This window comes from Kitasatospora sp. NPDC127035 (assembly GCF_042726075.1).
GTDB lineage: Bacteria > Actinomycetota > Actinomycetes > Streptomycetales > Streptomycetaceae > Kitasatospora.
Genome location: NZ_JBHXDN010000035.1, coordinates 65,618 through 81,652, shown reverse-complemented (window position 1 = coordinate 81,652; position 16,035 = coordinate 65,618). Strand labels below are relative to the sequence as shown.

The 16,035-nt window shown below is 71.1% G+C and carries 12 protein-coding genes; 2 read left to right on the top strand and 10 right to left on the bottom strand.

Annotated features, from left to right (window positions below):
- Positions 1 to 173: 173 nt before the first annotated feature.
- The 7 genes from ACFWIC_RS23660 to ACFWIC_RS23630 form a co-directional block, all read right to left on the bottom strand.
- A complete protein-coding gene (locus tag ACFWIC_RS23660) occupies positions 174 to 938 on the bottom strand; it encodes a hypothetical protein (RefSeq protein WP_380519959.1) in 765 nt (254 codons plus the stop codon).
- A gap of 276 nt (positions 939 to 1,214) precedes the next feature.
- Complete coding sequence (locus ACFWIC_RS23655) at positions 1,215 to 1,451, bottom strand: hypothetical protein (protein ID WP_355403343.1); 237 nt, start codon at positions 1,449 to 1,451, stop codon at positions 1,215 to 1,217.
- A 507-nt stretch (positions 1,452 to 1,958) separates the two neighbouring features.
- The gene (locus ACFWIC_RS23650; RefSeq protein WP_329952417.1) at positions 1,959 to 2,789 is read right to left on the bottom strand and encodes a PIG-L family deacetylase; all 831 of its coding nucleotides are present in this window, start codon (positions 2,787 to 2,789) and stop codon (positions 1,959 to 1,961) included.
- Positions 2,790 to 2,794: 5 nt separating this feature from the next.
- Entirely contained in the window at positions 2,795 to 3,550 is a 756-nt protein-coding gene (locus ACFWIC_RS23645; RefSeq protein ID WP_380519958.1) for a hypothetical protein, read from the bottom strand.
- Positions 3,551 to 3,876: 326 nt separating this feature from the next.
- The gene (locus ACFWIC_RS23640; RefSeq protein WP_355403348.1) at positions 3,877 to 5,196 is read right to left on the bottom strand and encodes a UDP-glucose/GDP-mannose dehydrogenase family protein; all 1,320 of its coding nucleotides are present in this window, start codon (positions 5,194 to 5,196) and stop codon (positions 3,877 to 3,879) included.
- A gap of 67 nt (positions 5,197 to 5,263) precedes the next feature.
- On the bottom strand, positions 5,264 to 5,704 hold the full coding sequence (locus ACFWIC_RS23635) for an NUDIX domain-containing protein (protein WP_380519957.1): 441 nt from the start codon (positions 5,702 to 5,704) through the stop codon (positions 5,264 to 5,266).
- Positions 5,705 to 5,732: 28 nt separating this feature from the next.
- Entirely contained in the window at positions 5,733 to 7,499 is a 1,767-nt protein-coding gene (locus ACFWIC_RS23630; RefSeq protein ID WP_380361579.1) for an asparagine synthetase B family protein, read from the bottom strand.
- A 270-nt stretch (positions 7,500 to 7,769) separates the two neighbouring features.
- Here ACFWIC_RS23630 and ACFWIC_RS23625 point away from each other — a divergent pair, with 270 nt between their 5' ends.
- Both ACFWIC_RS23625 and ACFWIC_RS23620 read left to right on the top strand, forming a co-directional pair.
- Positions 7,770 to 9,161, top strand: a complete 1,392-nt coding sequence (locus ACFWIC_RS23625) for a sporulation protein (RefSeq protein ID WP_380519956.1) — start codon at positions 7,770 to 7,772, stop codon at positions 9,159 to 9,161.
- Between the two features lie 92 nt (positions 9,162 to 9,253).
- The gene (locus tag ACFWIC_RS23620; RefSeq protein ID WP_380519955.1) at positions 9,254 to 9,889 is read left to right on the top strand and encodes a hypothetical protein; all 636 of its coding nucleotides are present in this window, start codon (positions 9,254 to 9,256) and stop codon (positions 9,887 to 9,889) included.
- Positions 9,890 to 9,923: 34 nt separating this feature from the next.
- Here the strand turns inward: ACFWIC_RS23620 and ACFWIC_RS23615 are convergent, their stop codons facing one another.
- The 3 genes from ACFWIC_RS23615 to ACFWIC_RS23605 all read right to left on the bottom strand — a co-directional run bounded on the left by ACFWIC_RS23615 (position 9,924) and on the right by ACFWIC_RS23605 (position 15,579).
- Positions 9,924 to 12,641, bottom strand: a complete 2,718-nt coding sequence (locus ACFWIC_RS23615; protein ID WP_380519954.1) for a cation-translocating P-type ATPase — start codon at positions 12,639 to 12,641, stop codon at positions 9,924 to 9,926.
- Positions 12,642 to 12,694: 53 nt separating this feature from the next.
- On the bottom strand, positions 12,695 to 13,636 hold the full coding sequence (locus ACFWIC_RS23610) for a polyphosphate kinase 2 family protein (RefSeq protein WP_329883509.1): 942 nt from the start codon (positions 13,634 to 13,636) through the stop codon (positions 12,695 to 12,697).
- Between the two features lie 200 nt (positions 13,637 to 13,836).
- Positions 13,837 to 15,579, bottom strand: a complete 1,743-nt coding sequence (locus ACFWIC_RS23605) for a SulP family inorganic anion transporter (protein WP_380519953.1) — start codon at positions 15,577 to 15,579, stop codon at positions 13,837 to 13,839.
- Positions 15,580 to 16,035 lie beyond the last annotated feature (456 nt).

Sequence of the window (16,035 nt, the reverse complement as noted above, 5' to 3'; positions counted from 1 at the left end):
GTGGGGTGTGGGAGGTGACGCCTCTCCCCGGCGGGTACGGCCCGGCCGCAGGCGCAAAGGGCCTGCGGCCGGCGGCCGGTGAAACGGAGCGTGCACCGAGCCCGCCGCCCGCGCAGGGCCGGTCTTGCGCACCGACCCCGACGGGGTTCGGGCAGCGGGCCGCTTCCGGAACCTCAGCCCGCGGTCTCGCTCCGGGCGGGCACCACGGTGTACAGGCCGCGTCCGGGGCGCTGCGCGCGACCGGCCTTGGCGAGGCGTTCCAGCTTGGTGCGGATGGTGTTGATGTTCCCCTGAAGGGTGTCCAGGCCCAGCCGTTCGGTCACCTCGCGGGCTCGCAGGGGCTCCGCGGCCTGGGCCAGCACCGTCAGGACGCTGTCCGCTTCGACCTCCTGGCGCCGCCCGGCCACCGTGGGCTCGGCCGGTTCGGCTGTTGTCCGGCCGGCGGGCGCCGCCTTCTTGGGCGCTGCGGGCGTGGCCGTGGACGCCCGCTTTGCCGCGGCGGGCCCGGTGTCCTTCGCCACCTTCTTCGCGATCTTCTTCGCGCGGGGGACGGAGGCCTTGGCCTCCTGCACGGGTGCGGCCGCAGCCTTCGGGACGGCCGGCTTCCGGACGGCGGCCTTCCTCGGGGTCCGGGCCGCAGGGATCGGCGGGACCGGCTGGGCCGCGGGGACCGGGGTGGGTTCCGCCTCCGGGGTGTCCGCCGTCGCCGCATTGTCGTGGCCGTCAGCCGCGGCCTCGGCCGGGCCAGGGGTCAACTCGTCGGCGAGCGGCTCTCGTTGCCCGCCGAGTGGCGTTCCGGCCAGAAGGCGCAACCCCTCAAGTGCCTTGGTGATGGCCTCCTCTTCCCGCACGGCGGCTGCGACGTCCTCCTCCGCTCGGCGACGCCGTTCCAACACGGCGGGCAGTCGCTCCTCAAGCAGGGCGATCGTCGATCCCACACCGTTTTCCGTAGCGAAGGCGCTCTCGATTCCCACAACACTCCCACCGTCTCAGCCGTCAGTCGTTGCAGTAATCTACGGCTCGCCGCGCCGGTTGTGGGGGGATTGGCCGAATGTCACCCGGCAGGGGTGCCGGGGCGGGGCAGACGAACCCTGCGACGACTCCGCACCTCATCCTGAAACGATCGGTCGCAGGGGGTTCGAATCCCTTCTCCACCACGTCGAACGACGGTGGGCCGCCGGCCGTGCGGCCCACCGTCAGTGCGTTCCTGCGGCTCAGTAGAGGACCACGGAGAGCCGCGCCGGGCCGGTCTCGGTGGTGGTGTCACAGAAGTAGACGACGGCCTGGTGGTTGTTCACGTAGGCCTGGCCGGCCGCGTGGCAGGAGGCGGCGGTCGGGTAGATGCCGATGTAGGTGTAGGTGGCCGCCTGGGCGGTCGGGGCGGCGATGAGGGCGCCGCCGGCCACGATCCCGGCCACGGCCGCGGTGGAGAATGCCTTGCGAAGCGACATGGTGGTCTTCCTCCCATTGGTGAGCGCCGGGGTTCCGTGCCCCTGCGCTTCGCCGAGGAGCCTCCTCCGAATGTGTCGGCGAGGCAATGGTAGAGACCAATTCCGACCGGAAGCAGTGTGGTGTTTCTGTGACGGTGCAGGTCACGGGCTTGCCTGGCGGGCTGACGATCATCTTCCGGACAGTTTTTGCACTGTCCGGAAGATGACAGTCCGCCAGTGACGGCTCTCCGTGGACCACGGTGCACCGGCCGGGGCGGTGACGCCCCGGGGGTGTGGTCGAGGTGTGGGGCGGTTCTCAGGGCTGCCGGCCGGGTGCGGTGTCCTCGTGCGCTCGCTGGTCGCAGCTCAGCGAGAAGGATCCAGCAGCATCGACCCGGCGCAGCCGGCGTAACGGATCGCCACCGCCGCCGGGTCGGTGCTGCTGTGGACACCACGCGGTGTCGCGGGGCGCCGCCGGGGTCTGGAGGGTCCCGCCGGGGTCTGAAGGGCTCCGCCGACCGGAGCGGCTCAGCGCAGGCCGGCGAAGAGGTCGTTCTCGGGGAGCTCCGCGCCGGTGGTGTCGTGGACGCGGAGGAAGGTCTCGACACCCATCAGCTGGGTGAACTTCTCCTTGCCCATCTTCAGGAAGAAGATGTTCTCGCCCTGGCTGGCGTGCGCGGCCAGCGCGTCGAACTTCTGGCCTCCGAACCCGGTGGTGTCCACCCAGGTGGTGATCTCCTCGTCGGGGAGGCCGATCTCGGGCATCTCCGACTCCTCGGAGCCCGGCTCCTCCCATTCCCCGCCGAGCTCGCGCATGACCTCCCCGAACCGCGCCATCATCGAACGCGGGGCCGTCGTCCAGTACACCTTCGGTGCCGTGCCGGCCAGCTCCAGCGCCCTCGACGTGATGCGGTTGGCCTGGATGTGGTCGGGGTGGCCGTAGAAGCCGTTCTCGTCGTAGGTCACGACGACGTCGGGCCGGTACTGCCGCACCAGGTCGGCGAGGCGGGCGGCCGCCTCGTCCACCGGTGTCGTCCAGAACGAGCCGGGCGCGTCGTTGGCGGCCCAGCCCATCATCCCGGAGTCCCCGTAGTCGAGCATTTCGAGGTGGCTGACCTTGAGGACCTCGCAGCTGGCCTCCAGCTCCTGACGGCGCATCGCGGCGACGGCGGCCGGGTCGTGTCCCGCCTCGCCGGGCTTGACTCCTCCCGGTCCGTCTCCGCAGGCGCCGTCGGTACAGGTGACCAGCACCGTCCGGATGCCCTCGGCCGCGTAGCGGGCGAGCACACCTCCCGTACCGGTGGCTTCGTCGTCGGGGTGGGCGTGCACGGCCATGAGGGTCAAGGGCCGGTCGGTCATGGGGCTCATCCTTCGGTCTGCCGAGTGTTCGGCCTCAGTGTGCGGCACGGGTCTGACAGTGAACGGTTCACCGTGTCCCTGAATCGACTGTTGGAAACGACGGGGGAGCCGAGTCCTATTCCGGTGTGCTCGCGCCACGAGCCGCCGCCGGTGGTTGGTGGGTCGCCACCCACGAGGCACGACGGATCCCGCAGAGCACCGGCCGGTTTCTGCGTCTTGCGCGCGTGCCCGTGCACGCACGGGCAACACCGCGGTCGCGCCGCTCGGTAGGCTCGGTTTCGGGCTTCCGGGCACCGCGCGGGGGCGGGCGTGGGAGACGTCCGGCCTCCCCGCCGGTGCCACGCCCCTACCGCTCCGCACATCGACGGGTCGTCGCCGTCGCGGCGGCAGAAGGGAGCGACCGGGCAGAACCACGACACCCACGCCCCGCGTCCGCCACGTCCGGAGGCGGATCGGCTCAGATTCTTCCGGCGGGCCGGGTCGAGCTCGGCCAGGTCGAAGAAGTAGCCGACGTCGAACGCGGCAACGTGATCGCGAAGGCGGTTGATCGTCTCGATCCAGAGGTAGTTCAACGCGGCGTCGAAGAGTCCGACCGAGCCCGCCATGATCATCTTGGCGAGATAGGGGGCCTTCGACCTCGCTTCATCGCTCATCCCTTCGAGAATGACGTCGGGCGTGTTCCTGAGCAGGGTTTCGCGCTGCCGTGCGCTGACGATGATGCTGTCCGTCGGCAGACCCCAGGAGTCCAGCACTGTGAACATGAGGCTTTCGAAGGCCTCCAGTTCCGCTCCCCGCGGCCTGAGCCGCTGCCCGCGAGGCCCACGGGCGCCGGCAGGTTCTGTGGGACTTCCTGAAAGCCTCAGTAGGACACCCGTCCTCATGGCCGACTACTAGCCTCACGTCCTGTCGGCGGGCCCGTCAACTCGGGGAGATGCAGCAGCATTTCGGCGGCGCTAGGCGTCCCTGCCGTGCTTTGCTGCTGGGTTTCCCAAGCGCGGTTCGACTGGCCTGTGATCTACGTCGGGGCCCCCCCCCCCCGCGGGGGGGGCCCCCCGACGCTTCGTGACCGCCCGCGGAGGCCCTGGTGTCAGGGGCGACCGAGGGCGCGGTAGGTCCAGCCGGCGGCCCGCCAGCGGTCGGGGTCGAGGGTGCTGCGGCCGTCGATGACGCGGGGAACGGCGACGCGGGCGGCGACGGCCTTGGGGTCAAGGCGTGCGAACTCGGGCCACTCGGTCAGGTGAAGCAGCAGGTCGGCGTCGCAGACGGCGCCGAGCGGATGGTCGGTGAATTCGAGCTGTGGGTGGGCCTTGCGGGCGTTGTCCAGAGCCTTGGGGTCGAAGACGGTGACGGTCGCGCCGAGTTGGTGCAGTTTCTGCGCGACGGCGAGGGCCGGGGAGTCGCGGATGTCGTCGGTGTCGGGCTTGAAGGCGGCGCCCCAGACGGCGATGTTCTTGCCGTTGATGACGCCGCCGCACTGTTCGCGGGCGAGGTCGATCATGCGCTCGCGGCGACGGTTGTTGATCGCGTCGACCTCGCGCAGGAAGGTCAGGGCCTGGTCGGCTCCGAGTTCGCCGGCGCGGGCCATGAAGCCGCGGATGTCCTTGGGCAGGCAGCCGCCGCCGAACCCGAGTCCGGGCCGCATGCCGCGGCGGCCGATCCGGGCATCGTGGCCGAGGGCCTCGGCCAACAGCTGGACGTCGGCGCCGGAGGTCTCGCAGACCTCGGCCATGGCGTTGATGAAGGAAATCTTGGTGGCGAGGAAGGCGTTCGCGGCGGACTTCACCAGCTCGGCGGTGGCCAGGTCGGTGACGATGACCGGGGTTCCGGACTCGATGATCTTGCCGTAGGCCTGGCGGATCACTGACTCCGCGCGCGTGCCCTGGCCGGTGAAGCCGAGGACGATCCGGTCGGGGTGGAGGGTGTCCTCGACCGCGTAGGACTCGCGCAGGAACTCGGGGTTCCAGCAGACGTCGACCTGGTCACCGGCCGGGGCGAACTCGCGCAGGATGTCGATCACCTGGGGGGCGGTGCCGACCGGGATGGTGCACTTGCCGACGATCACGGCGGGGCCGGTCAGGCGGGGGGCGAGCCGGCGGACGGCCGAGAAGAGGTGGCTGAGGTCGTAGGCCATCTCTCCGGGCTTCTGCGGGGTGCCGACGCCGATGAAGTGCAAGTCGGCGAAGGCGGCGGTCTCCGCGTAGGACGTGGTGAACCGCAGCTGCCCGGTGGCGGTGTGCTTGGCCAGGAGGTCGTCCAGGTCGCGTTCGAAGAACGGGGCCCGGCCGGCGTTGAGGGAGACGACCTTGTCGGGGTCGATGTCCATGCCGAGGACCTGGTGGCCGAGTTCGGCCATGGCTGCGGCGTGGGTCGCGCCGAGGTAGCCGCAGCCGATGACGGTGAGCTTCACGAACGTGTCCTTCCGGAAGGGGTGGGGCCGCCCGGCCGGCGCCCCCGACCCTCTGGAGGGCGGGGCGTCAGGCGGGCCGGGCGGCGAGGTAGCGGTGGATGCCGTGGCGGATGAACGGCGGGACGGTCAGGACGGGCAGGTGCTCGGGGGCGAAGAACTGGAGCTTGACGCCCTCCGCGAGGGGCAGCGCCTGTTCGTCGCCGTCCCAGGAGGCGGCGAAGAAGGTGATGATCTGGCCGGAGCCGACGGTGTCCTTCGTCTCGAAGAGCTCTTCCAGGTCGTCGACGGCCAGGCCCGCCTCTTCGTCGAGTTCGCGGACGATCGCGATGGCCTGGTCCTCGCCGGGGTCGCAGCCGCCGCCCAGCAGGCTCCAGTGGCCGGGCCAGGCGATGCCGGTGATGTCGTCGCGCAGGTGCAGGAGGAGTTCGCCGAGCCCGTTGGTGATGATCGCGACCGCTCCGCGCGGTTCGGCGGCGGACGGCTCGTCGGGGAGAGTCTGGGAGTCCATCCCCTCACCGTAGTGAGCTGACGGGCCGTCATGCCGCTGTCTCCACCGGCTGGTCGTTGAACCAGGCGGCCGCCATCAGGGACTGCATCCGAGTGCGGTCGAACCGCCCGCCGGGCCTCAGGCCGCCGGCCAGCAGCGGTCGCAGCGAGCGCGGCGCCTGGTTCAGGGCGGCACTGATCTGGGCGGTCGCCCAGGGCTCCAGTGGGCCGGTCAGCCAGCTCGGGACCGGGGAGGCGAAACCGAGCTTGTCCCGGCTGCCCCAGACCTCCGGCGGAAGCCCGAGCGCCTTCGCGGCGTCCCGCAGGATCCGCTTGCCGGCCGCCGGGTCACCAATCTTGTGCTCGACCGGCAGCCGGTAGCAGAATTCGACCAGGTCCCGGGCCAGGAAGGGCGAGCGCCGCTCCAGCGCGAACGCCGACGCCAGCTTGTCGCTCGTCATCACCAGCGGGCGCCAGGCGGTGGCCAGGTCCGCCAGCGTTAGCCCGCGCGCCAAGTCCCCGCCAGCCCGCCGGAGCGCGTCGGCAACGACCTCGCGCATGCGCCCGTCCGGGTCCGAGCCCCGCAGGATCAGCTTCACGATCGCCTCGGCCGGATCCAGCGGGCCGCCCGCCGCGTTCAGGAGCTTGGAGGCCAGCGGCCGGTAGGCCTCCAGCCCGGCGTCCAGCACCGCCTGTGGACCGAACAGGACGAGCGCGTGGCGGACGTAGCCCATCAGGAACTCGTCCGGACCCAGCCCCCCGACCACGACCCGGAGCCCTCGCTCGGCGATCGCCCGGTAGGCCATGTGCTCGGAGAAGGTGGCTGCGTTGCCCATCGGGTAGTCCAGCGCGTGCATGATCTCCGGCAGGCAGCGGGCGAAGTCGGCGGCGGTCGGCTCGATGACGACCAGCTCGGCGCCGATGTCCCGCGCGACGACGGCCGCCGTCGCGGACTCGTCCAGCCGGTCCTGGCCCTGGTAGCGGACCGTGACGCAGACCTGCGGCCGCATCAGGTAGGCCAGCACCGAGGAGTCCAACCCGCCCGAGAGCAGGAGTGCGAAGTCCGAGCCGGGGGCTCGCAGGGGGACGCTATCGGCCAACAGGGTCGAGAACCGGGCGAGTGCCGTGCGGTAGTCGCCCTTCCAGGGCTCCAGGCCCTCCAACTGCCACCAGGTCCGCTGGACGAGCGATCCGGTGGCGATCTCGAAGGCCAGCAGGCCGGCCGGCGGCAGGAGCTGGATACCTTGGAACGGGGTGTCGACGCCGGTCGGCGTCTCGATGGACAGCATCTCCGGTCGGACGACCAGGGGTGCGGTGCCGTAGCCGGTCAGGGTGGTGACCTCGGAGGCGAACGCGAGGCGGCCACCGTCCAAGCGCCAGTAGAGGGGCTTCTCGCCGAGCCGGTCCCGGGCGAGGAAGAGCCGGCCCTCACGGGGGTCGTAGGCGGCGACCGCGAACATGCCGTCCAGGCCGGCCAGGCAGCCGGGGCCGAGCTTGACCCAGGCCCGCAGGACCAGGTGGGCGTCCGTCTCGCCCGCCTCCAGCTGGATGCCCCAACCGGCTGCCGCCTGACGGTAGTTGTAGATCTCGCCGTTGAAGGTGAGGACGACACCGCTGGCCGGGTCCTGGTAGGGGCCGGGCTGGGCGGTGGTGTCGACGATCAGCAGGGTGTTCATGGACAGCACCGCCCGGCCGTCGGCCGAGGTGAGGTGGCGGGTGCCGTCGGGGCCGCGGTGGTGCTGAGCGAGCCCCATCGCGGCGACGGTCGTGTGGTGGCGGACGGCGTCAGCGCCGGCCAGTCCTGCGAGTCCGCACATCTGGTTGTCACCCCCGAGCGTGAATCGGTGGAGGCCCCCGCCGGAGGGTCTGTGGCCCGGTCCGGCGGACGCCCGGGGCATCAGACAACCGCGTCCGGTCAGGCCGGGGCAGGGCTCGCAGGGGGGCTCACAACTCGCGAAAGCGGTTCACTGCGTGCAGCGAAGGCAATACCCTCGGTGATCCGGCGTCAGGTGCCGGGTGTACGAATTCTCGTGCCCGGTCGAGTACGACTCCCCGTGCCCAGTCGGGGACCGATTGAGGGGGACGCTGTGGCGTCGACCACGCGCCGGGCCAAGCCGCCGAACGGCGCTCTGGCCCGGATGATCGACAAGTGCGAGGGCGCCAGCAACAAGTCGCTGGCCCTCCGCGTGAACCAGCTCGCCCGCGAAGCCGGGCTGACCACGACATATACGCATACCTCGGTCGCGAACTGGTGCCGCCGCGGCATGGTCCCCGAGTGGCCGGTGCCCAAGCTCCTGGCCCAGGCCATCAGCGAACGCCTCGGCCGGCCTGTGCAGTTGGCGGAGATCGGTATGGCGGATGCGGAGACACCGGACTCCGCGGTGGGGTTGGATTTCCCGCGAGACCCCGCCGACGCCGTGCGCGTCGCCACTTCGTTCTGGAGCACTGTGGACCGCCGCGACTTCCTCACCGGAACGGGCTTCGCCATCTCCGCGTTCACCACCCCGGTCACCCGCTGGCTGGTCACGCCCGCCGATGACGCTGCCGCCCACCGAGGCCGCGGCCGGGTCGGTGCCGCGGACCTCGCCGAGCTGCGGGAGGCTGCCGATGATGCTCGGCGGTGGGACTCGAAGTATGGCGGCGGGAACTGGAAGGCCACCTCCGTCACGGCCTGCCTGCAGGAACGCGCGGTGCCGCTGCTGAACGGTTCGTTCAGCGACGGGGTGGGTCGCGAGCTGTTCTCGGTGACCGCCGAGTTGTCCCGTCTGGCCGGCTGGACCGCCTTCGACGTCGGCCAGCACGACGCCGCCCAGCGGCACTTCATCCAGGCCCTCCGTCTCGCGCGGGCCGGCGGTGACATCGAGCTCGGCTGCTATGTGCTGACGACCATGGCGATGCAGACCTTGCTGCGGGGTTTCGCCAGCGAGGCTATCGACATGACTCAGGGCGCCTTCCAGCGTGCCAAGGGCCAGGCCGCCCCCAGGGTGCTGGCCTTCACCAAGCTCATCGAGGCCCGGGCCCATGCCCGGGACAGCAACGCCAAGGCGGCTTCCGCCGCGCTGACCGCCTCCGAGACGCTTCTCGACCAGGCCCGCGGCGGCGCCGACGAACCGGCTTGGATCGACTTCTATCACCACGCCCGGCTCTCGGCGGACGCCGCCGAAGTCTTCCGCGACCTGGGGAGGCCGAAGGAGGCTCTCGTCTGGAACGCGCAGGCCGCAGCCATGCAGCCGGGCGTGTTCACCCGCTCAGTGGGGATGCGTCTGGCCATCGTGGGGACCGCCCATCTCCAGGGTCGCAACCTCGACCAAGGCCTCGCGCTCGGAAACCAGGCCGTCGAGATCCTTGCCCGCGTGCAGTCCTCCCGGGCTCTGGACTACGTCCGCGAGTTCACCGCCGCCCTCGCCCCCTGGCGCCGGGAGACGGCCGTTCGGGAGTTCGTCCACCGAACGCGTCAGGAGCTCAGGGTCGCTGCCTGACCTGGCCTGACGCCGGGAGAACGCTAGGCTCTCGCTGCCAGATCCATGATCAGTACGGATGTTCGGGTGCGGCCCGGGGTGAGGGATGACCGATGAACGAGGCAAGCGAGTCCGATCCTGCGGGATCGGATGCGGAGGTCAGGCCGACGGAGGCCGCCGGGCCGGTCGCGGCGCCCGAGAGTCCTGCGGGCAGGCGCTGGGGGCGTTGGTGGCTGCTCGGCGGCGCCGCCGCGCTGTCGGCGGCCCTTGTGGCGACAGTGTTGGTGCTCGGTGAGGACGAGTCGGTGGTCGAGCAGTCGATCTGCGGGTTGGAACGGGCGGCCGGCACTCCGCTGAGCACCCTGTTGCCGCCCGGTCGTCCCGGCCTGGGGGAATGGGCGGTGGAACCGCGGGGCGACGAGGGGCGGATCCGCTGGTCCTGCCAGATCACGGTGGACGGTCAGGAGGCCCTCTCGATCTCGATGTTCGAGATGACCGGAGTCGAACCCGATCAGCCCGAGAGTGACCTGTCCCTGGAAGACCTGGTCGGACGTACGGTAGTCAGCTCCAGTGGGTCGTCGGCGATCGAGTACTGCTCCGACGACCGCACCCGGGTGGCGGGCTCTTTCGTGTACGAGAACATGGATCTGCTTCCGACGGACAGGGCGAAGCAGGACAGCCACGCCCGCGCGATGGCCGACGTGGCGGAGGCCGTACTCGCCGGGCGGGGACGGGATGTCTGCCGGTGACGGCAGAACGGGCAACGCCGGCCCCGGCCTGGTGTCACAGTGCGGACCGGCCCCGCCGGGCCGCGACCTTGCCCAGCTCCCACAGGAGCAGCAGGGCGAGGGGGGCGAGCAGCGCCCAGCCGAACTGGGCGAGGGTGAGCTCGGTCGTGCCGAGGATGCGCCGGAAGGCGTCCGTCTGTGTCACCAGGACCGCGAGGACGAATTCGCCCAGGGCCGCCAGGTTCATCGGCCTGCTGTCGAAGGTGCTGGTGCTCAGGACGGTGGCGCGTTCGCTGCGGCATTCGTAAGCCGCCACGATCAGGCAGAGCGCGAACGCGGTGAAGGCGATCGAGCTGCCGGTCTTCAGGCTTCCGTAGTGGTGTTCACCCAGTTTGATCAGCAGGAGCAGGGCCACGGTGACGGCGAGTCCGCTGAGTCCGACGGTGAGCATGACGGACCGGGTGAGCAGCGATTCGCCGCGCGGGCGCGGGGTGCGCCGCATCAGGCCGGGGCTGGCCAGGTCGAAACCGAGGGCGAAGCCGAAGGGCGCGTTGACGACGAAGTGGATCCACAGCACCTGCGGCGGGGTGAACGGTTCGCCGGCGGCGATGTTGAAGACCGTCGCTCCGAGGAAGGTCAGGACGAAGGTGACCAGGAGCATCAGGACGAACCGGATGTATTTGGTGAGGTTGTCGTAGAGCTTGCGCCCCTCCTCGACGGCGTACACGATGGTGGCGAAGTTGTCGTCGGAGAGGATCATCCGGCCGGCGTTCTTGGCCACGTCGGTGCCGCTGCCCATGGCGATGCCGATGTCGGCGGCCTTGATGGCGGGTGCGTCGTTGACGCCGTCGCCGGTCATCGCGACGACGTCGCCCTTCTTCTTGAGCGTGTCGGCGAGCAGGACCTTGTGTTCGGGCGCGACGCGGCCGACCACCCCGATGTCGTCGATCCGGGCGAGCCGTTCGTGCTCCGGCATCGCGGCGAAGTCCGCTCCGAGGATCGCGGCGCCGGGGATGCCGAGCTGCCGCGCGATGGCCTCCCCGGTGGTGACGTCGTCGCCGGTCACCATGCGGACCCGGATGTGGGCGGCCTGGGCGCTGGCCACGGCGTCCCTCGACTCCGCGCGGGGCGGGTCGACCATGCCGACCAGGCTGGTCATCCGCAGATCGGTGACGAGTGCGAGCAGATCCCCGTTCGCGTCGAACTCCGCCGGGTCGAGATCGCGCTCGGCCGCTGCCATCACCCGGCGGCCCTCGCCCCCCATCCGTTCGGACGCCGCGTCGGCACGGGCGCTCGGCGCGCCGTGCCACGGGACGGTCCGGCCGTCGGCGAGCGCGGTGCCGGCGCGGGCCATGACGGCGGGCGCGGCTCCCTTGACGAAGCAGCGCACGACTGGCCGGCCCGTCGCGTCCACGGCCGAGGTGAAGGTGGCCATCAGCTTGTACTCGGGGTCGAAGGGCAGTGTGGCGAGCCTGGGGTAGCGCTCCCGGGTCGCGTCGATGTCCAGGCCTGCCTTGTGGCCGAGGACGAGCAGCGCACCCTCGGTCGGGTCGCCGACCACCGTGCCGTCCACCAGCCTGGCGTCGCTGGCGATCAGGTACGGCAGGACGGCCTCCTCGACGCCCGCCGAGGATCCGGCCGCGTGGTGGATCCGTCCCTCCAGGCCGTAGCCGCTGCCCGAGACCGTGTAGCGGTCGGTGGGGGTGAGGACCTCGACGACGGTCATCTGGTTCATCGTCAGGGTGCCGGTCTTGTCGGAGTTGATGGCCGAGGTGAAGCCCAGGGTCTCCACGGACGGCAGTTCCTTGACGATGGCGTTTCGCTTGGCGAGGTTCAGGCTGCCCACGGAGAGGATCACCTGGGTGACGGTGGGCAGGGCCTCGGGGATGGCGGCGACGGCCAGCGACACGGCGCTGACGAACAGGGCGTCCCAGGCCTGGTCGCGGCTGCGGCCGAGGGCGAACATCACGACCATGGTCAGGCCGGCCGCCGCCGCGATCCACAGCGTCAGGGTGTTCAGCTCCCGGGTGAGCGGCGTCTGCTCCTTCTCGGTCGCCGAGAGCATCCCGGCGATCTTGCCGAGCTCCGTCCCGGCGCCCGTGCCGGTGATGATCAGCACACCGCTGCCGTGGGTGACCGGGGTGTTCATGAACGCCATGGTGGACTGGTCGCCCGGGCCGAGCCGGTCGCCCGTCAGGGTTCCCGCTCCCTTCACCGCCGGCACGCTCTCGCCCGTCAGCGCAGACTCGTCGATCTGCAGCGAACTGGCCCAGACGATCCGCCCGTCCGCGGGGACGGTGTTGCCGGCGGCGATGAGCACGACGTCGCCGACCACCAGCTGTTCGGCGGGGATCTCCGCCTCGGCCCCGTCCCGCCGGACCCGGGCGGTGGTCTTCATCATCGACCGCAGCGCGTTCATCGCGCTCTCGGCCTTGCCCTCCTGCCTCAGGCCGACGACCGCGTTGAACAGCGTCAGGACGATCAGCAGGACCGCGGTGCTCCACTCCTTGATCGCCAGTGCCACCACGGCGGAGGCGACCAGGATGATCTGCATGTAGCTGCGGTACTGGTCGAGGAATCGCAGCCAGCCCGGCCGCGCACTCTCCTCCGGCAGCGCGTTCGGGCCGTCCGCGGCCAGCAGTTCCGCCGCCCGGGCCGCGGGCAGTCCGACCTCCGGATCCACGCCGAGCCGTGCCGCCACCTCGTCCGGCGGTGTCGCGTACCAGGGCCGCATGGCCGGGCCCGTGTCGGACCGGTCAGCTTGCGGCGCCATGTCCGTACCTCCGAACCATCCCGTTCGTCGCGGAGGCGAGGCCCCTCCGGCGTTCAGTCACGGTGCTCGGCCTCGTACGGGTCGCGCTCGGCGCCTTCGGGGGCCTGCTGCTCCAGGAGCCTTTTGGCGGCCCGCAGTTCCTTGCGGGCCTTCTTGCCGACGGTCGGGTACCGGGGGTCGATCTCCATCAGCGTGTGCGCGAGGACCGCGGCGGCGCAGATGCGCGCGAACCACTTGCGGTCGGCCGGCACGACGTACCACGGCGCCCACGGCGTACTCGTGGCGGAGAGCATCTCGGAGAAGGCGTGCTGGTAGTCGTCCCAGCGCTCGCGCTCGCGCAGGTCCGCCGCGGAGAACTTCCAGTTCTTCTCCGGCAGGTCGATCCGCTTCAGGAAGCGTGTGCGCTGCTCCTCCTCGGAGAGGTTCAGGAAGATCTTCACGATCCTGAACCCGTTGTCGCAGAGGTAGCGCTCCCAGTCGTTGATCTCGCGGTAGCGGCGGTCCCAGACGTCCGGACCCTTCGCCGACCCGGGCAGCCTCTGCCGGTCGAGGTTCTCGGGATGGACCCGCACCACGAGGACCTCCTCGTAGTGCGACCGGTTGAAGATCGCGATGTCCCCGCGGGCCGGCAGGCGCCGCGCGTAGCGCCACAGGTAGTCGTGGTCGAGCTCCTCGGTGGAGGGCACCTTGAAGCTGCTGACGTGGACGCCCTGCGGGTTGACCCCGCTCATCACGTGGCGGATCGTCCCGTCCTTCCCGCCCGCGTCGATCGCCTGGAGGCAGAGCAGTACTCCGTAGCTGTCCTGCGCGGCCAGCTTCGCCTGGTACTCCGCCAGCAGGCCGACGCCGGTCCGGAGTAGCTCGACGCCGTCCCGCTTCTTCATCCGGGCCTTGTAGCGGGGGTCGAAGTCCTCGGCGAGGTCCACGCGTGAGCCCGGTTCCACGCGTAGCGGCTCGATGAACTTCGCGATCCGCCTGGCCTGCTTGTGTGTCATCGCCGACACCGCCTCCTCCAGGTCACGGTCACGGGTTCGGATCGTCCGTCCGGTGCGGGCACCGGGCCCGGCGCGTGCCGGTGCGCCGACGCCGGCACGGCGACCCGGCCGGCCGGCCGGTGGGGCACCGGTACCTGTCACCCTCCGGCGGGCCGGAGGGCCTGTCCAACCGGGCGCCGCCGTCCGGGCAGCCGCCCGCCTCACGGCCGGTCGGTGGTCCGCGGCCCGGGGTCGCCGCCGGAGGCCCAGACACGGTAGGCGGTGACGGCGGTGGGAAGCGTGGGGAAGATCCGGTCCGTGCCGACGGAGTCGGTCAGCCCGTACGCGTCCAGGTCGGCCCGCAGGTCCTGCTTGACCCGGGCCAGGGCGAAGACGACGCCGCGTCCGGTCAGCTCGGCCCGGAGCGCTTCCAGCGAGTCGAGTGCGGTGATGTCGACCTCCACGTTGGCCTCCGTGTTGAGGACGAACCAGTGGACGGTCCCGGCCTCCTGGGCGACCGCGGCCAGCGCCCGGCTGCGGAAGTCCTCCGCGTTGGCGAAGAACAGCGGCGAGTCGTAGCGGTAGACGACCAGACCCGGGACCGTGTGCGCCTGCGGGTAGTCGTCGATGTCGTGCATCCCGGGAACACCGGGCACCATTCCCTGGACGGCGTCGTGCGGGCGGGCCACCCGGCTCAGCAGCTCCGCCACCGAAAGCCCCACGGCCACCAGCACCCCGTACAGGATGTCGAGCGCGAGCACCCCGACCAGGCATCCGACGGCCAGCAGGAACTCCCGGCGCCGGAACCCCTTCAGCCGGCGCAGCCCCGCCACGTCGATCATCCGGATCGCGGCGAAGACGACCAGCGCGCCCAGCACGGCCGCCGGCGTGTACGTCAGCAGCGGGCTCAGGAACAGCAGCACGGCGAGCACCGCGACGCCGGCCGCCAGTGCGTACGCCTGGGTGCGCCCGCCCGCCGACTGGGCGAGCGCGGTGCGGCTGGCACTGCTGCTCACCGGGAAGCCGTGCAGGAGTCCGGCGCCGAGGTTGGCCCCGCCGAGGGCGAGCAGCTCCTGGTTGGCGTCCAGCTGCTCGCCCTCGGCGCGGGACTCGAAGGCCCGCGCGGTGAGGATCACGTCGGTGTAGCCGACGAGCAGCACCCCGAGCGCGGGCAGCACGAGGCGGTGCACCTCGCCCAGGTCCGGCAGGGAGGGACTGGGCAGCCCGGCCGGGATCTCGCCGATCACGGCGATTCCGTGGTCCTGCAGTCCGAACGCCGCCACCACCGCGGTGCCGGCGACCACGGCCAGCAGTGGCCCGGGGAAGCGGGGAACGAAGCGGTCGAGGGCGAAGAGGAAGAGCAGTGCCGCCGCGCTGAAGACCATGGTGGCGGTGTCCGCCTGCGAGAGGTGTCCCACGAAGTAGTTCAGCTGCGGACCGAACCCCTCGCCCTCCACCTCGACGCCGGTGAGCTTGGACAGCTGGTCCACCATCATGATCAGCGCCACCCCGGCCAGGTAGCCGATCAGGACCGGCCGCGAGAGGAGGTCGGCGACGAATCCCAGCCGCGCCAGCCACGCCAGCGCGAACAGCACGCCGACCACCACGGCGAGCGTGGCGGCCAGCGCCGCGTAGCGGTCCGCGTCGCCGCCGGCCAGCGGGCCGACCACGGTGGCGGTCATCAGTGCGGTCGTCGACTCGGGCCCCACCGACAGCAGCCGGGAGGATCCGAGGAGGGCGTACACGGCCAGCGCCGGGAGGATCGCCCAGAGCCCTGCGACCGGTGGCAGTCCCGCGACGCCCGCGTAGGCCATGACCTGCGGCACGAGGTACGCCGCGACGGTGCCGCCGGCCAGCAGGTCACCGCGCAGCCAGCCGCGCCGGTAGCCCCTGAGCACGGCGAGCCCGGGGAGTGCAGGTGCCGAGGGGCGCCGTCCGCCGCTCCGTGGACCAGGCTGCGGCATGAATCTCCCTCCGTGACCCGTTCATGATGCGGCAGAGCTTCGTGGATCTGCGGCAAGGCTCCCGCCCAGCGCGTCCGCGCCGGAGGCCGGAACCTTCCGACGTCCTCCTGACGGCCCACCGCGGAGGGCCGTACCACCGAGGCGTCGCCCACGCCGGGCTCCGGTGAACGGTGCAACTCGACAATGCGCATGACCACGCAGTGGATTGCTCAAAGTTGCTCGTAATGATTTGGATTTTATCAACTCTTGACAGATTGCCTGCGGGGGCGCTGTAGTTGCCCCACCCACTCCCGCTCTAGCTCTTCTGGAGCTCGCATGATGTCTTCATGGCGTGGGGGGATGCGGGCGGCCTCGGTCGGCACGGTCCTGGTGCTCGCCCTTGCCGGTCCCCCTCTGAAAGCGGCGGCTGTCGACATGCCGTCCGACCCCGTCTACTCGTCAGCCTCGGGTGTGCTC